Origin of the sequence: Gallaecimonas sp. GXIMD4217, from assembly GCF_038087665.1 — a bacterium.
Classification (GTDB): domain Bacteria; phylum Pseudomonadota; class Gammaproteobacteria; order Enterobacterales; family Gallaecimonadaceae; genus Gallaecimonas.
Window position 1 is genome coordinate 2059738 of record NZ_CP149925.1, and the last position, 17816, is coordinate 2077553.

The 17816-nt window shown below is 59.3% G+C and carries 19 protein-coding genes; 8 read left to right on the forward strand and 11 right to left on the reverse strand.

Features of this window, described 5'->3' with window-relative positions:
- Window positions 1–236 precede the first annotated feature (236 nt).
- Complete coding sequence (locus WDB71_RS10105) at window positions 237–764, forward strand: DUF5677 domain-containing protein (protein WP_341501453.1); 528 nt, start codon at window positions 237–239, stop codon at window positions 762–764.
- Window positions 765–1150: 386 nt separating this feature from the next.
- Here the strand turns inward: WDB71_RS10105 and WDB71_RS10110 are convergent, their stop codons facing one another.
- Window positions 1151–2278, reverse strand: a complete 1128-nt coding sequence (locus WDB71_RS10110; RefSeq protein WP_341501454.1) for an IS110 family transposase — start codon at window positions 2276–2278, stop codon at window positions 1151–1153.
- A 136-nt stretch (window positions 2279–2414) separates the two neighbouring features.
- Between WDB71_RS10110 and WDB71_RS10115 the strand changes: the two genes are divergently transcribed.
- Entirely contained in the window at window positions 2415–3017 is a 603-nt protein-coding gene (locus WDB71_RS10115; RefSeq protein ID WP_341501455.1) for a hypothetical protein, read from the forward strand.
- Here WDB71_RS10115 and WDB71_RS10120 read toward each other — a convergent pair.
- Both WDB71_RS10120 and WDB71_RS10125 read right to left on the reverse strand, forming a co-directional pair.
- Complete coding sequence (locus WDB71_RS10120; RefSeq protein ID WP_341501457.1) at window positions 3014–3931, reverse strand: IS5 family transposase; 918 nt, start codon at window positions 3929–3931, stop codon at window positions 3014–3016. The two genes, WDB71_RS10115 and WDB71_RS10120, sit on opposite strands and share 4 nt — an antisense overlap.
- Before the next feature lie 119 nt (window positions 3932–4050).
- A complete protein-coding gene (locus tag WDB71_RS10125) occupies window positions 4051–5001 on the reverse strand; it encodes an IS110 family transposase (protein WP_341501458.1) in 951 nt (316 codons plus the stop codon).
- Window positions 5002–5283: 282 nt separating this feature from the next.
- On the opposite strand from WDB71_RS10125, the gene WDB71_RS10130 reads away from it, so the two are divergent.
- Both WDB71_RS10130 and WDB71_RS10135 read left to right on the forward strand, forming a co-directional pair.
- Entirely contained in the window at window positions 5284–5685 is a 402-nt protein-coding gene (locus WDB71_RS10130) for a hypothetical protein (protein WP_341501459.1), read from the forward strand.
- A 224-nt stretch (window positions 5686–5909) separates the two neighbouring features.
- Window positions 5910–6842 carry a hypothetical protein gene (locus WDB71_RS10135; protein WP_341501460.1) on the forward strand — a complete coding sequence of 311 codons (933 nt, stop codon included), beginning with the start codon at window positions 5910–5912 and terminating at the stop codon, window positions 6840–6842.
- On the opposite strand, the gene WDB71_RS10140 is transcribed toward WDB71_RS10135, so the two are convergent.
- Together WDB71_RS10140 and WDB71_RS10145 are read right to left on the reverse strand one after the other, a co-directional pair.
- A complete protein-coding gene (locus WDB71_RS10140; protein ID WP_341501461.1) occupies window positions 6839–7756 on the reverse strand; it encodes an IS5 family transposase in 918 nt (305 codons plus the stop codon). The two genes, WDB71_RS10135 and WDB71_RS10140, sit on opposite strands and share 4 nt — an antisense overlap.
- Window positions 7757–7977: 221 nt before the next feature.
- The gene (locus tag WDB71_RS10145; protein ID WP_341501462.1) at window positions 7978–8895 is read right to left on the reverse strand and encodes an IS5 family transposase; all 918 of its coding nucleotides are present in this window, start codon (window positions 8893–8895) and stop codon (window positions 7978–7980) included.
- Between the two features lie 404 nt (window positions 8896–9299).
- On the opposite strand from WDB71_RS10145, the gene WDB71_RS10150 reads away from it, so the two are divergent.
- On the forward strand, window positions 9300–10772 hold the full coding sequence (locus tag WDB71_RS10150; RefSeq protein WP_341501463.1) for a BCCT family transporter: 1473 nt from the start codon (window positions 9300–9302) through the stop codon (window positions 10770–10772).
- A gap of 25 nt (window positions 10773–10797) precedes the next feature.
- On the opposite strand, the gene WDB71_RS10155 is transcribed toward WDB71_RS10150, so the two are convergent.
- Window positions 10798–11079, reverse strand: coding sequence for a peptidylprolyl isomerase (locus tag WDB71_RS10155; protein WP_341501464.1), 282 nt, complete (start codon window positions 11077–11079; stop codon window positions 10798–10800).
- A gap of 205 nt (window positions 11080–11284) precedes the next feature.
- Here WDB71_RS10155 and WDB71_RS10160 point away from each other — a divergent pair, with 205 nt between their 5' ends.
- On the forward strand, window positions 11285–12886 hold the full coding sequence (locus WDB71_RS10160; RefSeq protein WP_341501465.1) for a hypothetical protein: 1602 nt from the start codon (window positions 11285–11287) through the stop codon (window positions 12884–12886).
- 94 nt (window positions 12887–12980) lie between these two features.
- Window positions 12981–13949: an NYN domain-containing protein gene (locus WDB71_RS10165; RefSeq protein ID WP_341501466.1), complete on the forward strand. Its 969-nt coding sequence runs from the start codon at window positions 12981–12983 to the stop codon at window positions 13947–13949.
- Between the two features lie 6 nt (window positions 13950–13955).
- Here the strand turns inward: WDB71_RS10165 and WDB71_RS10170 are convergent, their stop codons facing one another.
- The 5 genes from WDB71_RS10170 to WDB71_RS10190 form a co-directional block, all read right to left on the reverse strand.
- Complete coding sequence (locus WDB71_RS10170; RefSeq protein WP_341501467.1) at window positions 13956–15386, reverse strand: RtcB family protein; 1431 nt, start codon at window positions 15384–15386, stop codon at window positions 13956–13958.
- Window positions 15387–15398: 12 nt separating this feature from the next.
- Window positions 15399–15809 (reverse strand): archease, encoded by a 411-nt coding sequence (locus tag WDB71_RS10175; RefSeq protein WP_341501468.1) that lies wholly within the window; start codon window positions 15807–15809, stop codon window positions 15399–15401.
- Between the two features lie 62 nt (window positions 15810–15871).
- Window positions 15872–16183: a DUF6122 family protein gene (locus WDB71_RS10180; RefSeq protein ID WP_341501469.1), complete on the reverse strand. Its 312-nt coding sequence runs from the start codon at window positions 16181–16183 to the stop codon at window positions 15872–15874.
- Window positions 16183–16680, reverse strand: a complete 498-nt coding sequence (locus WDB71_RS10185) for a DUF2919 family protein (RefSeq protein WP_341501470.1) — start codon at window positions 16678–16680, stop codon at window positions 16183–16185. Before WDB71_RS10185 ends, WDB71_RS10180 begins: the two co-directional genes overlap by 1 nt.
- Entirely contained in the window at window positions 16673–17344 is a 672-nt protein-coding gene (locus tag WDB71_RS10190; protein WP_341501471.1) for a GntR family transcriptional regulator, read from the reverse strand. The genes WDB71_RS10185 and WDB71_RS10190 overlap by 8 nt, the downstream gene beginning before the upstream one ends.
- A gap of 147 nt (window positions 17345–17491) precedes the next feature.
- Between WDB71_RS10190 and WDB71_RS10195 the strand changes: the two genes are divergently transcribed.
- Entirely contained in the window at window positions 17492–17662 is a 171-nt protein-coding gene (locus tag WDB71_RS10195) for a hypothetical protein (protein ID WP_341501472.1), read from the forward strand.
- Window positions 17663–17816 lie beyond the last annotated feature (154 nt).

Genomic DNA, 17816 nt, shown 5'->3' on the forward strand with positions numbered 1-17816 from the left:
CATCCTGGGGGTGATAACGCGCATGCGCGTTTTGAACCCTGGCACTTTGGACTCTGATTAATAATCAACACAAATTCAAAGCATTGCACGCCATTATCAAAAGGTCTTACCAATAGATAACAGGCGTGCGCACAATACAGCGTTAGCTGCTCCAAAAGTCGAAACATATGAGATATACATTTGAAAAATTACAAAAGCACACAGAGCTGATTCGATCAGACACTGAGTCATTAGTAATGAAAAATAAGAACGCTTGGGACGAAGCGGTATCTTTATTTTCGGAGTATTTTCGGAGTCTAGAGGATTCCCCAAAATCTTTAGTTCGGAATGTTAAAATGGTTTTGGCTGCTCGTTTTATAAACCATCTTTATTCTTCCTTTATTCTGGTTGAGAGCGGAATGATTTCAGATGCGATTACTTGTGAAAGGTCGGCAATAGAAGTTTTAGCAGCTTATAAACTTCTTTGCGTAAAACCTGACTTGGCAGAAAAATATAATAAAGGAAAATTTCTCAAACCATATGAAGTGCGAGATAAACTTGAAAATTTAGGGTATCCAGAAGAGAAAGATAAAATTAAAAATATTTATAGCTCTGCAAGTGGTATAACTCATGTAAATCGAGATCATGAACGGTTTACGAGTGAATGGGAAAAAGAAAACAATGGCGTTTTATATGTTGGTGGTAGATTTAGTGAACCTGATGCTTTGCATATGCTGGAGTTCCTACCTGCGTTAATTCACTGGTATTTAATGCCGTTAGAGTAATCAGCTAACAAATCAATGCACGCGGACCAACCTCCGTTCCGCCAAATTTGTGCGCTCGCTGCGCTCACTATAGCACAAATTAGGCTCCACTTCGGCTGGCCGGTGATTGAGGCGTTGATATGATTCCCTTTGTCAAATAGACAAAGATAGCCTTACCGAGAATTAGATAAACCCGGTAAGGTCACACTGGCGGCTGGGCTTTGGCAAGTAAGTGTCGGCGGTTGACCTTGCTGATATCCGCGGATTTTAACCGCATTACTTGTTTGCGCCGCTGGAGCCTTGCCTCAGTCTAGGAGCGCGGATGTCACCGCTTAACGCCCTCGAGGATTGCTCTCACCGCTGCCGCCACCCACAACCGTCAGTGTGTATCTATTGCGCCCCTGGAGTTAGCAACTAACCCGTGGCAAATCCACGTCAAAGTCTTGTGCCAGCTCCCAGAGGTAACCACTTAGTTCCCGGGCGACGGCCGTGACCACTTTGTTGTACTCCTTGCCCCGGGCCTTGAGTGCACGGAATCGCCCGCATAATCGTTGTTGGATCTCCCAGGAGCGACTCTGCAGCTTGATGGAATGCCCTTGCTGCCGTGTTTCCAACTCTCGCGATACTTTCGGCGGGAAACGGTAAGCCCAGGCGGCTTCAATCAATATTCGTCGGGCGTGGCTGTTGCCGCACTTGGTGATGCCTCCCCGCCACTCCCGCTGACCACTCGAGTGCTCAGCGGGCGTCAAACCCACAAAGTTCATCAGGGATCGGGGGGAAGCAAAGCGGCGCAAGTCTCCAAGCTCGGCCACCAAGGTGACGGCCGAGAGGAAGCGGATCCCCCTGAGTACCGTCAGTCTTTGCACCAACGGGTACCAGCGCCACGAGTCGGCCAGGGTCTGCAGCTCAAGCTCCAGCCGCTGCAAGCGTTCATACCGTTCGGTGACGATATTGATGTAATGCTGATAGGTGATTTTACTGGCAGGCTCTGCAAAGCTGATGTCGGCCAGATGGCGACGATAGGCCTCGGTCCAGTTCTGCCTGCCCGAACATGGGTGACCGTGACGTAGCAGGAAAGATTTGAGTCTCTGCCGGGCCTGACGCAGGTCCAGCATGGCGTCTTCCCGGCAACGAATAAGGTCGCGAATAGCTTCATCCCGCTCATCCGGGACGTAGATAGGCTGTAAATCACCACTGCGGGCCAGACGCGCCAAGGTCATGGCGTCGCGCTTGTCGGTTTTCACTTTGTCGCCAGGCGCTTTCGGAATAAGTGCCGGAGCAATGACCCAACACTCAACACCGCGCCGTTGCAGATAGCGATATAGCCAAAAGCCACAAGGTCCTGCCTCGTAGATCACGCATAGTTTGGTGGCTTTGGCTAATTGATTCTTAATGAGTTTATCAAAAGAGCGGATGTTGGTGAGGATGGTGCCATGATATTGCACCGCCTCTCCCAATTGATCTGAAACCCATGCGACGTCAGTGGTTTCCTTGTGTACATCCAACCCGATGAAAAGTGTGTTAGCTTTAGACATGTCGGCCTCCTGTGATGTTTGTGCCTACAACAAACAGTGTGGCTCTGGTCTGACTAATCCACGATAAAACACCGGAGGCCGACACTTGTACAGGGAATCATTATGTCTAGCTACTCATTGAAGTTTGGAGTACCTTTTGAATATTTGGAAATTAAAGAAACAATGCCAATCTGATTTTGATAGTGGCTTAACCCGAGCTGGTATATTCGAAAAATACGCGGGAAAAGAAATATCAGATAAAAAACTAGCAACAGCTATAGCAAGTGTCCGAGACCCAAAACTGATAAGCAGGTACAGAATACTGAATTATATATTAGTTGGAATTATGACTCTTCTTGCTGTGGTCATGACTTTTTCACTATATGGGATATTGCAATCTGGAGACCTTAAAGCAACGGCGATAGTGATCACTATTCTCACTCTTTTTGTTACACTAATTTTCGGAATTTTTAAAAACTACCATCAAGCATACCTAATTTATGGGTTATTAACGACAATGAGGCTGCCAACCCATATAGAGGGATTTGGCAGTGATTTTACAGTAAATATTGTTGAGCTGGGGTTGGCTTTGTTTATGGTTAGCAGCCTATGGTTTCTGAAAATAAAATTGTTTCCATACATGAGTGTATTTGGAGGTCCCAAAAAGGGAGTTAATGGGAACTATTTGGTGTCTGAGAGTGGCGTTGTTGATCAAATCAGTCTCTGGACGGCCCAACCCCCAAGGCCGCCAGGCCCTTAATTGACCTGCTGGCGTTCGGGCATACCCAGTCCTATGACTTTGTTCATCACCTTCACCCCGGCCAGAGCCTCGGCAACCTGGCCGTTGTAGTCGCGCAGGCTCAGCTTTGGGCCAATCAGCTGCTTGTACCGAAACATCGCCGTTTCTGCCAGGGAACGCCGGTGATAGCCGCTGCGGACTTTCCATTCATCAAGGCGACCGGCCTTGAGCGCCGCCACCGCTTCGTTTCTGGGATGGCCATCCTCCCAGAACCCTGCTGTCTTGCGCGGTGGAATAACAGCCCTGGCGCCCTTTCTCATTACCAGCCGATGGCACCCCTTGCTGTCGTAGGCACCGTCGGCACTGACTCGTTCGATGCGACGGCGAAGCGGGTTCAGCAGGAACGGCAACACTTCGTTGTCGCCAACCTTATCCAGGCTGACTTCGGCGGCAACGACGGCATGGCTGTCGGCATCCACCGCCAGGTGCAGCTTACGCCAGACACGCCGCTTCTCCTTGCCGTGCTTGCGTGTCTTCCACTCCCCTTCGCCGAACACCTTGAGGCCGGTGGCGTCAATGACCAGGTGGGTCATGTCGCCCTGGCTGCGCCGGCGATAGCGGATAGTCACCGTCTTGGCACGCTTGCTGATACAGCTGTAACTGGGCGAGGACAGCGGCACCTCCATCAGTCGAAACAGGGAGTTGATAAAGCCCTCCAGGGCCCGCAGCGGCAGGTTGAAGAGGCCCTTCAGCATCAGCGCCGTCTCGATGGCGGTATCGCTGTACTCAAAGCCTCGCCCCCGGCCACCGTGGTGCTGCTGGCAGCGCCAATGACGGATGGCGGCCTCGTCCATCCAGACGGTCAATGACCCCCTGTTGACCAATGCGCGGTTGTACGCTGCCCAGTTGCTGATCTTGTGTCTGGCCTTGCCCATCCGTTGTTTCCCGTGAGTGCGACGCGGATCAGATCACGGCGACACGGAATGGTTCAACGATTTGGGAAACAACGCCTCTGAGAGTAGCTAACAAGTGACTGTGGTGTTCAGTCAACAGATCAGGCCGTTTTTTCGCACCATTTCTCGCCGTTCTTGACCATGGTATTGAGGATGACGATCAGCTTGCGCATGCAGGCGATAAGAGCCACCTTCGGAAGCTTCCCGGCTGCCTTCAGATGGGCGTAGTAACGCCTGAAAACCGGGTTGCATTGAATGGCCGACATCATGGCCATGAACATCACAGTGCGGACCCGGTGCCGGCCACCTCGGATGCGACGCTTGCCGTTATAGGAACCACTCTCCCGGTTCATTGGCGCGACCCCGACCAAGGCGGCGATTTCCTTTCGGTTGAGTCTGCCAAGCTCCGGCAGTTCGCTGAGCAAGGTATAGGCCAGCACTTTTCCAACGCCGGGCACACTGGTCAGGATCTCGGACTTTGTGCGCCAATGCTTGGCTTGGACGACCAGCACATCAAGCTGTTTGGTGATCGAGTCGATTTGCTTTTCCAAGGTTTTCAGCACAGATGAGAGCGAGCTATGGAGCGCCTTGGGCAGGATCTGCAGACGGTTCTTCTCCATGGTGGCCATCTCCAGCAGTTGGGTGCGCCTGATAAGCAAGTCCTTGATCAACCTGGATTGTTCGTCTGGTATGGACTTGTACTCCGGCTTGATGGTGGCGGCGAAGCGGGCAATGACGGCGGCATCGATCTTGTCCGTCTTGGCGAGCACACCGATGGCCTGGGCGAAGCGGCGGATCTGGATGGGATTGACAACGATGACCGGCAGTTCGGCCTTGTCGCAGGCGAAGACAAAGGCATGCTCATAGCGGCCCGTGGCTTCGGTGACGATGCTTTGTACTTGATGCTGCTTGAGTAGCTGGATCACCTTCGGGATATGCTCTTCGTCGTTAGGCACGCTGAAATGAAGGTTTAAGGGATGGAGCCCAATATCGAGCTTGGACTTGCCGACATCGACGCCGACATGGATCTGAAGTTGGTTTTTGTCGTTCATGGTAATAAGCTGACTCTGCCTTGCTATGCGGGCTCGAGGCCCCGATGACTGTTCGAGTTATCGCTTTGGAGTTATGCAGCGCTACCCACTTGTTATCGGTCTCTCGTAAGAGGAGCCGGCCAATCACCGAGCTGCTGCATAAAGGCCCTCAATGGCCGTTGAGGGTGGGCCTCCACTTTACCCGTTTTCGAGCAGAATCAACCATACAAGTAAAAGCAGGCGGACGCGTGAGCGCGCCGCTGCTTTAAGCGTTATGTGGCACAAGAGAACTGAGGGAAACTAATGAACGTAGCACAGCTATGGATTACAGGGAGTGAAGCCGACCTAGCTACGGTGTGTAGTCTCTTGGCACTTGATCCTGATTCATCGTGGCGTCAGGGAGATAAAATTAGAAATGGAAAAGTCCATGAAGATAATGGTGTAGGTATTTCCATTGCTGATGCTAACTCACCCAGAGAACTTGTTGAAGATATTCTATTGTTTGTTGCTCGTTGTGAAGTTTCTAATATCAATTTTAAGAAATTTTCATTGGCTGCAGATCTCTCACTGGGCTACACCGTTGGCGATTCAGAACAGTTTGCGGCCTGTATCGAGTTCACAGATCAAGATCTGCTGAGGCTTGCAGGTCTTGGGATTAGCCTCAGTGTGTGGGTATATCCAACATCGGATGAAGCCAATGAGTAATGCTCCATATAACAAACCGCAGCAGTCGCTTCTGGACCTCACCCGCTTTAACGAACACGCATCGCTAGCGCTCAAAGAGGTTGTCGATTCCCGGATAAAAAACAGAACAACTCATCACAAAATCATAAAGCCAGGTGTCTTAAGGCCTTCATGATTAAGCTAACCATTTGTCAAGCACATTGAAACTAAGTTGAGTCATTATCTGGATTAAAAAAGGATAACCCATGAAACATGCCTGCAGTTCAGTTTTTTTGCTTCTTTCCATTTTAGTTGTCAGTATCAGCAGTTACAGCCAAGATGAACGTCCAGTATTAAAAGGTCCCTACCTTGGGCAAAAGCCACCTGGCCTAACCCCAGAAATATTTGCTCCTGGATATGTGGCGACTAGGCATCGTGACTATAGCGGTTCCTTCACCCCTGATATGAAAGAGTTCTATTTTTCCAGAAGGGACGTCGACACTGAAAAATGGAGGTTGATAAGATTCAAGCTGGAAAATAACCAGTGGCAAGAATCAGTGGTGGGACCCAGAGTGGGGCGTCCTATACTTGCGCCAGATGGCAAGATCATGCATCTGGGCAATAAATACATGGAACGCACCAGTAATGGCTGGTCAGAGATAAAAAGCCTGGGCCCCATGTTCGACCGGGAAGATTGGGGCATCATGCGTCTCTCGGCCTCAGCCAAAGGCACTTATGTGTTTGATGACTATAAGAATAATGATGTAATCCGAATTTCAGAAATTGAAGATGGCATACGTCAGCCCCCAAAATTGTTGGGACCGCAAATAAACTCGGGAAAATGGACTGCCCACCCTTTTATCGCACCAGATGAATCTTACTTAATTTGGGATAGTGAAAAGGACGATGGATATGGCGATACAGATCTCTATATCAGCTTTCGCCAACAAGATGGCTCATGGGGGGAGGCCATAAACTTGGGGGCGATAATAAATACTGACGGCGTTGAGGCAAGCGCGTATGTCTCGCCCGATGGCAAGTATCTATTTTTTAATCGAAGCCCAACAAGTGCGGAAGACGGCGGTGACCCTGAGGGAGATATCTACTGGGTGGATTCACAGGTCATAGAGATGCTCAGGGGCGTTGTTGATCAAATCAGTCTCTGGACGGCCCAACCCCCAAGGCCGCCAGGCCCTTAGCCGACCTGCTGGCGTTCGGGCATACCCAGTCCTATGACTTTGTTCATCACCTTCACCCCGGCCAGGGCTTCGGCAACCTGGCCGTTGTAGTCGCGCAGGCTCAGCTTTGGGCCAATCAGCTGCTTGTAGCGGGACATCGCCGTTTCTGCCAGGGAACGCCGGTGATAGCCACTGCGACTTTTCCATTCATCAAGGCGACCGGCCTTGAGCGCCGCCACCGCTTCGTTTCTGGGATGGCCATCCTCCCAGAACCCTGCTGTCTTGCGCGGTGGAATAACAGCCCTGGCGCCCTTTCTCATTACCAGCCGATGGCACCCCTTGCTGTCGTAGGCACCGTCGGCACTGACTCGTTCGATGCGACGGCGAAGCGGGTTCAGCAGGAACGGCAACACTTCGTTGTCGCCGACCTTATCCAGGCTGACTTCGGCGGCAACGACGGCATGACTGTCGGCATCCACCGCCAGGTGCAGCTTACGCCAGACGCGCCGCTTCTCCTTGCCGTGCTTGCGTGTCTTCCACTCCCCTTCGCCGAACACCTTGAGGCCGGTGGCGTCAATGACCAGGTGGGTCATGTCGCCCTGGCTGCGCCGGCGATAGCGGATAGTCACCGTCTTGGCACGCTTGCTGATACAGCTGTAACTGGGCGAGGACAGCGGCACCTCCATCAGTCGAAACAGGGAGTTGATAAAGCCCTCCAGGGCCCGCAGCGGCAGGTTGAAGAGGCCCTTCAGCATCAGCGCCGTCTCGATGGCGGTATCGCTGTACTCAAAGCCTCGCCCCCGGCCACCGTGGTGCTGCTGGCAGCGCCAATGGCGGATGGCGGCCTCGTCCATCCAGACGGTCAATGACCCCCTGTTGACCAATGCGCGGTTGTACGCTGCCCAGTTGCTGATCTTGTGTCTGGCCTTGCCCATCCGTTGTTTCCCGTGAGTGCGACGCGGATCAGATCACGGCAACACGGAATGGTTCAACGATTTGGGAAACAACGCCATGCTCAGGCCTAAACAATAGCCCATACAGCAGTCGAAGTAAGAGCAAGGCCAGAAGCGGCGACTATTTCGGGCGTTGATAGGCCTTGTTGGGCCTTGTTGAGCAATTCACCCCCAGGGCCTGCGTTCCCCAACCCCGACCGGGGTTATTGGACCATTTCACTGACCGGCATGCCCAAGGCCGTCATCTTGTTCAACGCCGCGACCCGGGCCATCGCCTCGCCGACTTGGCCGTTGTAGTCGCGCAGGCTCAGCTTAGGGCCAATCAGCTGCTTGTAGCGGGACATCGCCGTTTCTGCCAGGGAACGCCGGTGATAGCCGCTGCGGATTTTCCAGTCATCAAGGCGACCGGCCTTGAGCGCCGCCACCGCTTCGTTTCTGGGATGGCCATCCTCCCAGAACCCTGCTGTCTTGCGCGGTTGAATAACAGCCCTGGCGCCCTTTCTCATTACCAGCCGATGGCACCCCTTGCTGTCGTAGGCACCGTCGGCACTGACTCGTTCGATGCGACGGCGAAGCGGGTTCAGCAGGAAAGGCAACACTTCGTTGTCGCCAACCTTATCCAGGCTGACTTCGGCGGCAACGACGGCATGGCTGTCGGCATCCACTGCCAGGTGCAGCTTACGCCAGACGCGCCGCTTCTCCTTGCCGTGCTTGCGTGTCTTCCACTCCCCTTCGCCGAACACCTTGAGGCCGGTGGCGTCAATGACCAGGTGGGTCATGTCGCCCTGGCTGCGCCGGCGATAGCGGATAGTCACCGTCTTGGCACGCTTGCTGATACAGCTGTAGCTGGGCGAGGACAGCGGCACATCCATCAGTCGAAACAGGGAGTTGATAAAGCCCTCCAGGGCCCGCAGCGGCAGGTTGAAGAGGCCCTTCAGCATCAGCGCCGTCTCGATGGCGGTATCGCTGTACTCAAAACCTCGCCCCCGGCCACCGTGGTGCTGCTGGCAGCGCCAATGACGGATGGCGGCTTCGTCCATCCAGACGGTCAATGACCCCCTGTTGACCAATGCGCGGTTGTACGCTGCCCAGTTGCTGATCTTGTGTCTGGCCTTGCCCATCCGTTGTTTCCCGTGAGTGCGACGCGGATCAGATCACGGCAACACGGAATGGTTCAACGATTTGGGAAACAACGCCATCTTTAGCTGATGAGCGTCTAACAAGTGACTGTGGTGTTCAGTCAACAGATCAGGGCGTTTTTTCGCACCATTTCTCGCCGTTCTTGACCATGGTGTTGAGGTTGACGATGCCCGCTTACAAGACAGGAAAACGCACCCAGCAATACCGCGTTGAATTCAAGGTCAAGGCCGTGTTGTGGAGTCATGGGGCCCACCGCAGCGCAATCCAGTGGCCGAGGCGCTCAAGGGGGTGAGACGCGCCGTAGCCGGATCAGGGGCTCCAAGAGCCCCCTGCTCGAAACGCCCAAAACCGCTATCATGGCCCTTTGCGCTACCCAGGACGGCCCATGCCCAGATTCCCCAACGCCCACCCCAGGTTCAGCAAGGAAAAGCTCAGCCTGGCCCTTTGCCTCCTTGCCGCCGTCGCCATGCTGATCTGGCCGGCCGAGCTGCTGGCCCTGGCGTCCGGCCTGAGCCGCTTTGCCATCACCCGCTTCGATCTGGCCTTTATCCTGGTGTCGTCGGCACTATTGCTGCTGTGCCTGGGCCTGGCCCTGAGCCCGCTGGGACGGCGGCGCCTGGGCGGCGAGGATGCCCTGCCCGAGTTCGGGCTGGCGAGCTGGCTGGCCATGCTGTTCGCCGCCGGCATGGGTTCCGGACTCATCTTCTGGGGGGTGGCCGAGCCCCTCTACCACTATGCCAATCCGCCCGCCTTCGCCGCCGACGCTCCCTCCCCCAAGGACACCGCCCTGGCCCTGACCTATTTCCACTGGGGGAGCCACGCCTGGAGCATCTACGCCATGGCGGGCCTGGTGATGGCCTGGTTCGCCTTCAACCGCGGCCGGGTGATGAACATCTCCGCCAGCTTCACCGCCAGGCGCGGTGCCAGTCGTTACGATCTGCTCGACTTCATGGCGGTGCTGGCCATTGTCTTCGGCCTGGCCGGCACCCTGGCCAACACCATCGCGTTGGTGCAGACCGGCCTGGAACAGGCATTGGACTTTGCCATGGGCGGCGTGGGCTTTCGGCTTTCCCTGCTGGTGCTGATCGCCGCCGCCTTTTCCCTGTCTTCCGCCCTTGGACTGGGCAGGGGCATCAAGCGGCTCAGCCAGTTCAACCTGGCCTTCGTGCTGCTGATGCTGGTGCTGGCGGTGCTCTGGGCAGGCCCCCTCAAGGTGCTGGCCAGGGCCGCCGGCTCCACCCTGGCCTATGTCCAGGCGCTGCCGGCGCTGTCCTTTTCCATCGACGAGGCGTCACGGCAATGGAGCCAGGGCTGGAGCGTGATCTACCTCATCTGGTGGATCGCCTGGGCCCCCTTCGTGGGCCCCTTTATCGCCCGCATCAGCCGCGGCCGCACGGTGCGCCAGTTCCTGCTCTGCACCATTTTTGCGCCGACCCTGACCTCCATCCTCTGGTTCAGCGCCTTCGGCGGCAGCGCCCTGGACGCCGAGGCCCTGCCACAGCTGGTGGCGGCGGTGAACCGGGACTACACACAGGGATTGTTCGCCTTCCTGGAATTGGTGCCCCAGGGCCAGCTGCTGGCCCTGGCCGCCATGGCACTGCTGATCACCTTCGTGGTGACCAGCGCCGATTCGGCCGTCTATGTCACCGGCATGCTCACCGGCAACACCGGGCTCAGGGCCAAGCTGGCCTGGAGCCTGATCCTGGTGGCCATCACGGCGGCCCTGGTGCTCAAGAACGATGTGGATCTCAACAAGGAAGTGGCCATACTGGGCGCCATTCCCTTCACCCTGGTGCTGCTGGCCCAGGTGGCCATGCTGCTGCAGAGCCTGGGGGCTAGCCGCAAGGCCGGGCAGTAAAAAGGGCAGCCATGGCTGCCCTTGCTCAGTTGGAGCGGTAGACGGTCTTGATCAGGTGCCAGCCGAACTTGGTCTTGACCGGGCCGTGCACCTTGAGCAGCTCCTTCTTGAACACCACGTCGTCGAAGGGCTTGACCATGTCGCCCTGGCGGAATTCGCCAAGGTCGCCGCCGCGCTTTTTGCTGGGGCACAGGGAGTGCTTCTTGGCCAGCTGGCGGAAGTCGCCGCCCTTGTCCAGCTGCTGCTTGATCTTCTCCGCCTCTTCGCGGGTCTTGACCAGAATGTGATAGGCACTGGCTGTGGCCATGTTGAACTCCTGTGTTTTACGGGGCGCCTATTGTAGCGCCACCAGCCGGGCAGGCAAGCCGCTCCCATCGTTAAGACAAGGTTACAATTTAAGCCGCTGATAATTAAGCAAAGCCATTGGCCTGTTCCGGCCGATGTGGTGTCATTGCCGCCATGCTTCGCCGCCCCTGGCGACAACGGATTGTATTTTGATCCAAGGAGTGACCATGTACCCCCAACTGGCCCTGTTGCTGACCGCCATGGCGTCCCCGTCCGAAGTCCTCGGCAATACCGAGATCTGGCTGATCAGTGGCGAGCAGTGCAACAGCTGCGCCCTCTTCGACGAAGCGGCCAAGAAGCGCGGCTACGGCAGCTCGCTGGCCTATAGACCGGGCGGCCCGGAAACGACGCTGGAGCTTCCCATAGTCCGCAAGGACAAGGCCGCCCTGGCGCCGGCCATCACCGCCCAGATGCGCGGCGAATACGGTCCCGGCCATGAAGGCTGGCAGCAAATGCTGACCGTGGCCCTGGTCAGGAAGGGCGAGGTGCTCAGTTACGGCAATATCGCCGAGTCCGCCGACATCAATCGGGCCCGCTACTCGGAGCAGGTGATGATGCCGCCGGCCGGCCCGGAACCGGATCACCCCGCCCTGGCGCCCGTTTCCGCCTACCACGACTTCTTCGTGGCCAACTGGAACCTGGAATACTTCGTCGACCTGGCCCTTGGCCGGCCAGCCGCGGCCAAGGACCCGCTTATCGAACTGGGCCGCGAAACCGACCTGCCCCTGGCCAAGCGCAACCTGGTGCTCTGGGGCAGCGCCGCCGTACCGATGCGCAACAGCCTCTTCATCCATGAACGTATCAAGGACATTGGGGCCAGCCTGGCGCCACTGCAGGGCCAGGATGCCAGCACCACTGTGCTCTACGGCCATGGCTCGGGCGTCGGCGCCAACGACACCAGCTACCAGGATGGCAAGGCCATCCGCTTCAAGAAGGCCGACATCAACGCCGATCTGCCCGCCAGCCAGGCGGGCTTCAGCACCCTGTTCAGCGCCCTCAACCGCCAGCCGGACGCCAGGACCCTGCTGGTGCAGGTGGGCCATTCCAACACCTTCGGCTCGCCGCTGTGGGGCAAGCTTACCCCCATGACGCCAGACGACTTCAGGGCCGCCGTCAACGGCCAGGATCTGGTCATGATCAGCGGCGCCTGCCACAGCGGCCGCTTCGCCAACACCGCCAGCTGCGGCTTCTACGCCGCCCATCCGGACGTGATCGCCTCCGGCTGCCAGCTGTCCGCCGAGGCCATCCGTCATTCCGACGACTACCTGCGCCACTTCTTCGCCGCCCTCAAGGCCAAGGGCGCCGACGCCGACGGCAACGGCCGGCTCAGCTTCGCCGAGGCCCACTGGCATGCGGTGACCAGGGTCGAGCCCCAGAACCTGCCCTATACGGACATCGACGCCCTGGCCGATGCCTATTTTGCCGAACACCCCCTGCCGGACAGCATGCCGGTCGCCGGGATCCGCGCCCTGGCCAAGGTGGCCACGCCGGCGGAGCAGCAGGCGCTCACCCGCATGACCCAGGCCCTGGACGCCAGCCACAAAATCGCCCTGACCGACATGGTGGCCGAAAACCGCGCCGCCAACGCCAGGCTGGAAGGCGCCGGCGAACTGCCCTCCACCGAGCGCCGCGTCAAGGCCGCCCTGGCCACCCGCCTGGCGCTGCCGATGCTGGCGCGTAGGCTGCTGTTCAAGGCCGAACGGCCCCAGGACGCGGCCCTGGCCGCCAAGGCCAGCTGCGAGGCCCAGGCCATAAGCGATTACCTGTAAAATGCCCATCGAACTTGCCGGCGGGCCATTGCACCGGCCGCTACTGTGCCGTTAAGGTCGGCAGTACCGGCCTTAACAAAACAGGGATGTATCCATGAAAAACTACACCTTTGCGGTTCTTGTGGATGGCGAGAACGCCAGCCCCAAGCAACTGGCCGCCGTGCTGCGGGAAGTGGAAAAGAAGGGCGATATTGCCATCAAGCGCGTCTATGCCGACTGGACCAACCCGGCCCAAGGCGGCTGGCAACAGCCCCTGCTCGAACACGGCGCCAGGCCGGTGCACCAGTTCAACAACGGCAAGGACGCCGCCGATCACGCCCTGATCATGGACGCCATCGAATTGACCCACAGCCACTCCAGGATAGATGCCTTCTGCGTCGTCTCCTCCGACGGCGGCTACCATGGCCTGGCCCAACGTATCCGTGAAAAAGGGTTGTTCATGATGGGCATAGGCGAGCGCAACACCCCGGAGCGCCTGCGCCGGGCCTGCCACCACTTCGTGTACCGGGATCTGCTGGAACACAGCGACGAGGCCAGGGAGCCGTCCGACAAGGTGGAGATCAGCGTCGAGCGCCTGCTGGTCAAGGCGGTCCAGGCCGGGCAAAACGACGATGAGTCAATCTACCTGGGCGTCCTCGGCAGCCAGCTGAAGAAGCTGGATCCCGCCTTTGATCCACGCTCCTATGGTTTTCACTCCCTCAAGGAGCTGGTCAAGGCCCAGACCCACCTGCTGGCCGTGCAGGAAAACTCCCCGGAGCAGGTCTATGTCAGCCTCCGCGAGGGCGTTGGCCAGCAAGGCAGAGGCGAAGTCCTGGAAGGTCAGGTCAGCCGCTGGATCCATACCTATGGCTTTATCGAAGCCAAGGGCGCTACCTACTACTTCAACGCCGTCAATATCGACACCGGCCAACGGGAACACCGGATCCGCACCGGCGACAAGGTGCGTTTCGAGGTGGATAAGGCCCCTGATCCTGGCGCCGAGCATACCTCCGACAAGAACGGCCGGGCCAGGCAGGTGCATTTCCTCGAGATCCTCGACGCCTCGCTCAGAAACGCCAGCTAGCTCCCCTCAGCCCTTGATGCACACCAGGGGCACCACCCTGGCCACCTTGCGGGCCAGGCCCGCCTGGTGGGCGGCATCCACCACCACATCCACGTCCTTGTAGGCACCGGGGGCTTCCTCGGCCACGCCACGGGACGAGGGGCTGCGCACCAGGATGCCCTGCTCGCGCAGGCCGTCCAGCAGCGGGCCACCCTGCCAGGTCTTGAAGGCCTGGCGGCGGCTCATGGCGCGGCCGGCGCCGTGACAGGCCGAAGCGAAGGAGTGGCTGCGGGCCACCTCGTTGCCGGCCAGGATATGGGAGGCGGTGCCCATGGAGCCGCCGATCAGCACCGGCTGGCCGATGTGGCGGAAGACGGCGGGCATGTCGTCCCGGCCCGGGCCGAAGGCGCGGGTGGCGCCCTTGCGGTGCACGAACAGGCGCCGCGTCTGGCCGTCCACCTGGTGTTCCTCCACCTTGCAGGTGTTGTGGGAAACGTCGTAGAGCAGGCTGAGTTCGATGCCCGGGAACAGCTGGGCGAACACCTGCCGGGTCAGGTGGGTGAGGATCTGGCGGTTGGCCAGGGCGCAGTTGATGGCGGCGCGCATGGCGCCCAGGTAACGCTGGCCCAGCTCCGAGTTGATGGGGGCGCAGGCCAGCTCCCGGTCAGGGAGGCTGATGCCGTGCTGGCCGGCCTGGATGGCCATGGTCTTGAGGAACTCTGTGCCGATCTGGTGGCCAAGGCCCCTTGAGCCGCAGTGGATGAACACCACCAGCTCGCCCTGGCGAAGCCCGAAGGCGTCGGCGGCCTCGGCGTCGAAGATCTCGGTGACTTCCTGCACCTCCAGGTAATGGTTGCCCGAGCCCAGGGTGCCCATCTCGTCGCGCTGGCGGCGCTTGGCCCGCTCCGATACCGCCTCGGGCCTGGCCCCGGCCATGCAGCCCCCTTCCTCGATATGGGCGAGATCGGCAGCACTGCCCCAGCCCTCGGCCACCGCCCAGCGGGCACCGCCGCTGAGCATGGCATCCATGGCCCTGCTGTTGAGGCGGATGGCACCCTGGCTGCCCACCCCCACCGGGATCCTGTAATAGAGCAGATCCGCCAGCTCCGCCTTGACCGGCGCCAGCTCGGCCCGGGTCAGGCCGGTGCGCAGGCAGCGCACGCCGCAGGAGATGTCGAAACCGACCCCGCCGGCGGAGACCACCCCGCCCTGCTCGGCGTCGAAGGCCGCCACCCCGCCGATGGGAAAGCCGTAGCCCCAGTGGGCGTCCGGCATGGCGTAGGAGGCCTGGACTATGCCGGGCAGGCTGGCCACGTTGATCACCTGCTCCTGGACCTTGTCGTCCATGTCCAGCAGCAGGGCCTCGGTGCCGTAGATGATGCCCGGCACCCGCATCCGTCCCCGGGCCGGGATCTGCCAGGCGCAATCGTCGATACGCTCCAGTTTCTGGATGTTCATGGGTACCTCCGCTCAAACGTCCACCACGCACTGGGCCAGCCAGTGGCCGGGGGCCGTTTCACGTACCTGAAGTTCGGTGAGGGTGGCCCCCTTGACCTCCACCGCCGGCTGGTGGCGCTGCACATCCACCGGCTCGCCCCAGGCCAGGCCGTGGAGTTCGTGGCCGTCGATACTCACCTGGAAATGGCCCAGCAGCAGGCCGCGAACGGCCATCTCGTAGACCAGGGCGTTGAGCCAGTCCACCAGCAGCAGCTCCAGATCCGGGGCCTGGCAGCGCACCTCGATCTCCTCCAGGCATTGCACCCGCTCCGGCTCGGTGATCACCGCCGTCATGGCCAGGGCCGCCTGCTCGAAGGCCCGGGCCGGGCTGTCGCCGTTGCCGCGCACGCCGATATCGGCGCCGTGTTGAAAGAGTGCCCACATGCCGACCTCCCAGGGATTAGACAGCCAAGGAGCCGGTATTGCAGGCAGAGGACGGAGAAAGGCTAGATCAGTTTCAGGCAGTCCAGGCCGTCGAGCAGCATGTGGATCACCAGGCCCAGTCCCACCAGCCGGGTCGGCCGGAACAGCGTCAGGCCCAGGTAGAGGGCCACCATGGGGTACTGGTGCAGGGGGTGGAAGCCGATGGAGCAGCGCAGCGGATCGAACAGCGGCTCGGCCAGCAGGTGGTCGATGTCCACGGCCATGGTGGCCACCATGATCAGCCAGGCCCGGCGCCAGTGAGCCCGAAAGCCCAGCCGGGCCACCAGGGCGGGCAGCAGGAAATGCAGCACCATGTGCAGGGCGGATGAGAGCATCAGTCGGTTTTGTCCTGCTCGCTGAAGCGCGGATCCGGCCTTTCCCGGAACAACAGCGGCAGGTATTTGCTGGTCAGCAGGTAAGTGAGCGCCCAGCCCGACACCATGATCTGGATGGCCGCCAGCCAGTCGAAACGGCCGTGGCTGCGCTGGATGCCGATGGCAATGAGGGTGAAGTCGGCCAGCAGCCCCAGTACCAGCAACCAGCCCTGCCAGCGCCACAGGGCCCAGAGCCAGGCCTTGGCGTCCTGGCGGCGCAGGCTGGCCAGCCAGGCGCAAAGCAGGGCCGGGGCCGCCGGCAGCAGGTAGGGCCAGAAATGGGCGAAATCGGGGGCAAAGCGGGCCAGGAAGTCGCCGCCGCTGCCGCCGCCGGTGAGGGAGCCCAGGGCCAGCAGCGGGTAGCGCATCAACCAGACAAGGATGAACACCAGGCTGGCCGGCACCTTCAGCAGTCCCTGCTCGTCCAGCTGGCCGGGATGCCAGTGATGCTCAGACATGGCGCTTGCCGATCAGGGCGACGATCTCGGCGCCGGCCTCGGCAATGTGCTCCCTGAGCAGCCGCACCGCCCTGTCGATGTCCTTGTCGCGGCAGGCGTCCAGCAGCGTCTTGTGCTCGCCCTTGGCCCGGCGCACATTGTCATCGCGCATCAGGTGCAGGCGGATGTAGCGGTCGGCGTGGGTGTTGAGGGTCTGCACCAGCTCCAGGGTCTGGGGCCGGTCGGCACCCACGTAGAGGCTGAGGTGGAATTCCTTGTTGAGATCGGCCCAGGTATGGATGGAGGCGCTGGCCTCCAGGGCTTCGTCCAGCTCCACCAGCAGCGCCGCCGAGTGGGCCAGCTGCTCCTCGGTAAGGTGGGGGATGGAGCGGGCCAGCAGATCCGGCTCCAGCAGGCAACGGATGTGGAACAGCTCCTCGGCCTGGGCGGCGGACAGCTCGGTAGCGGTGGCGCCCTTGTGGGCCTCGAACTTGACCAGGCCTTCGGCTTCCAGCTGCAACAGCGCCTCGCGCACCGGGATCCGGCTGACGTTGAGGCTTTCGGCCAGCTGGCTCTGCCTGAGGGGTTCGCCGGCCTTGATCTGGCCGGACAGGATCATCTCCCGCAGGGCTTCCACCACCATGTGGGTGCGGGTCTTGTGAACGATGGGCGTTGCCGATGTCATGGAGTGCCGTCACTTCTTGCTTTGCATCCAGTATACCGAGTTCCGCCCTTGCTCACACCCGCCCGGCCATGTTGCAAAATTGTATACATCAGGATTTTTATGCGGTATGCCTTATTGGCAGCTGCCATTGCCACAGGAGCCGGCACCATGAAGACGACCCCGCTCGAGGCGCTGCTTTGCGGCCAAGCCCTGCTTCATCCCATGCAGGCCCTGGCCATCCCCCCGGGCCACCGGCACCAGGCCGAGAAGCCGCCTTGTCGAGGCACAAAACCGCGGCAACAGGACGCCAAACCCCAGGGCAGCGACAAGACGGCGTAAGCGAATGTCACCACGGCCACGGCGGCTCCCCTCGCGTCCCCATTGCCACTAGGCGCCACCTCCTCTCAAACCGAAAAGAATGCTCTATACCGGTGGCCGCTTTTTGTTACATTCCCGTTACAGAGCTGATAAGTATTCGGCTCTGATGAAAAAA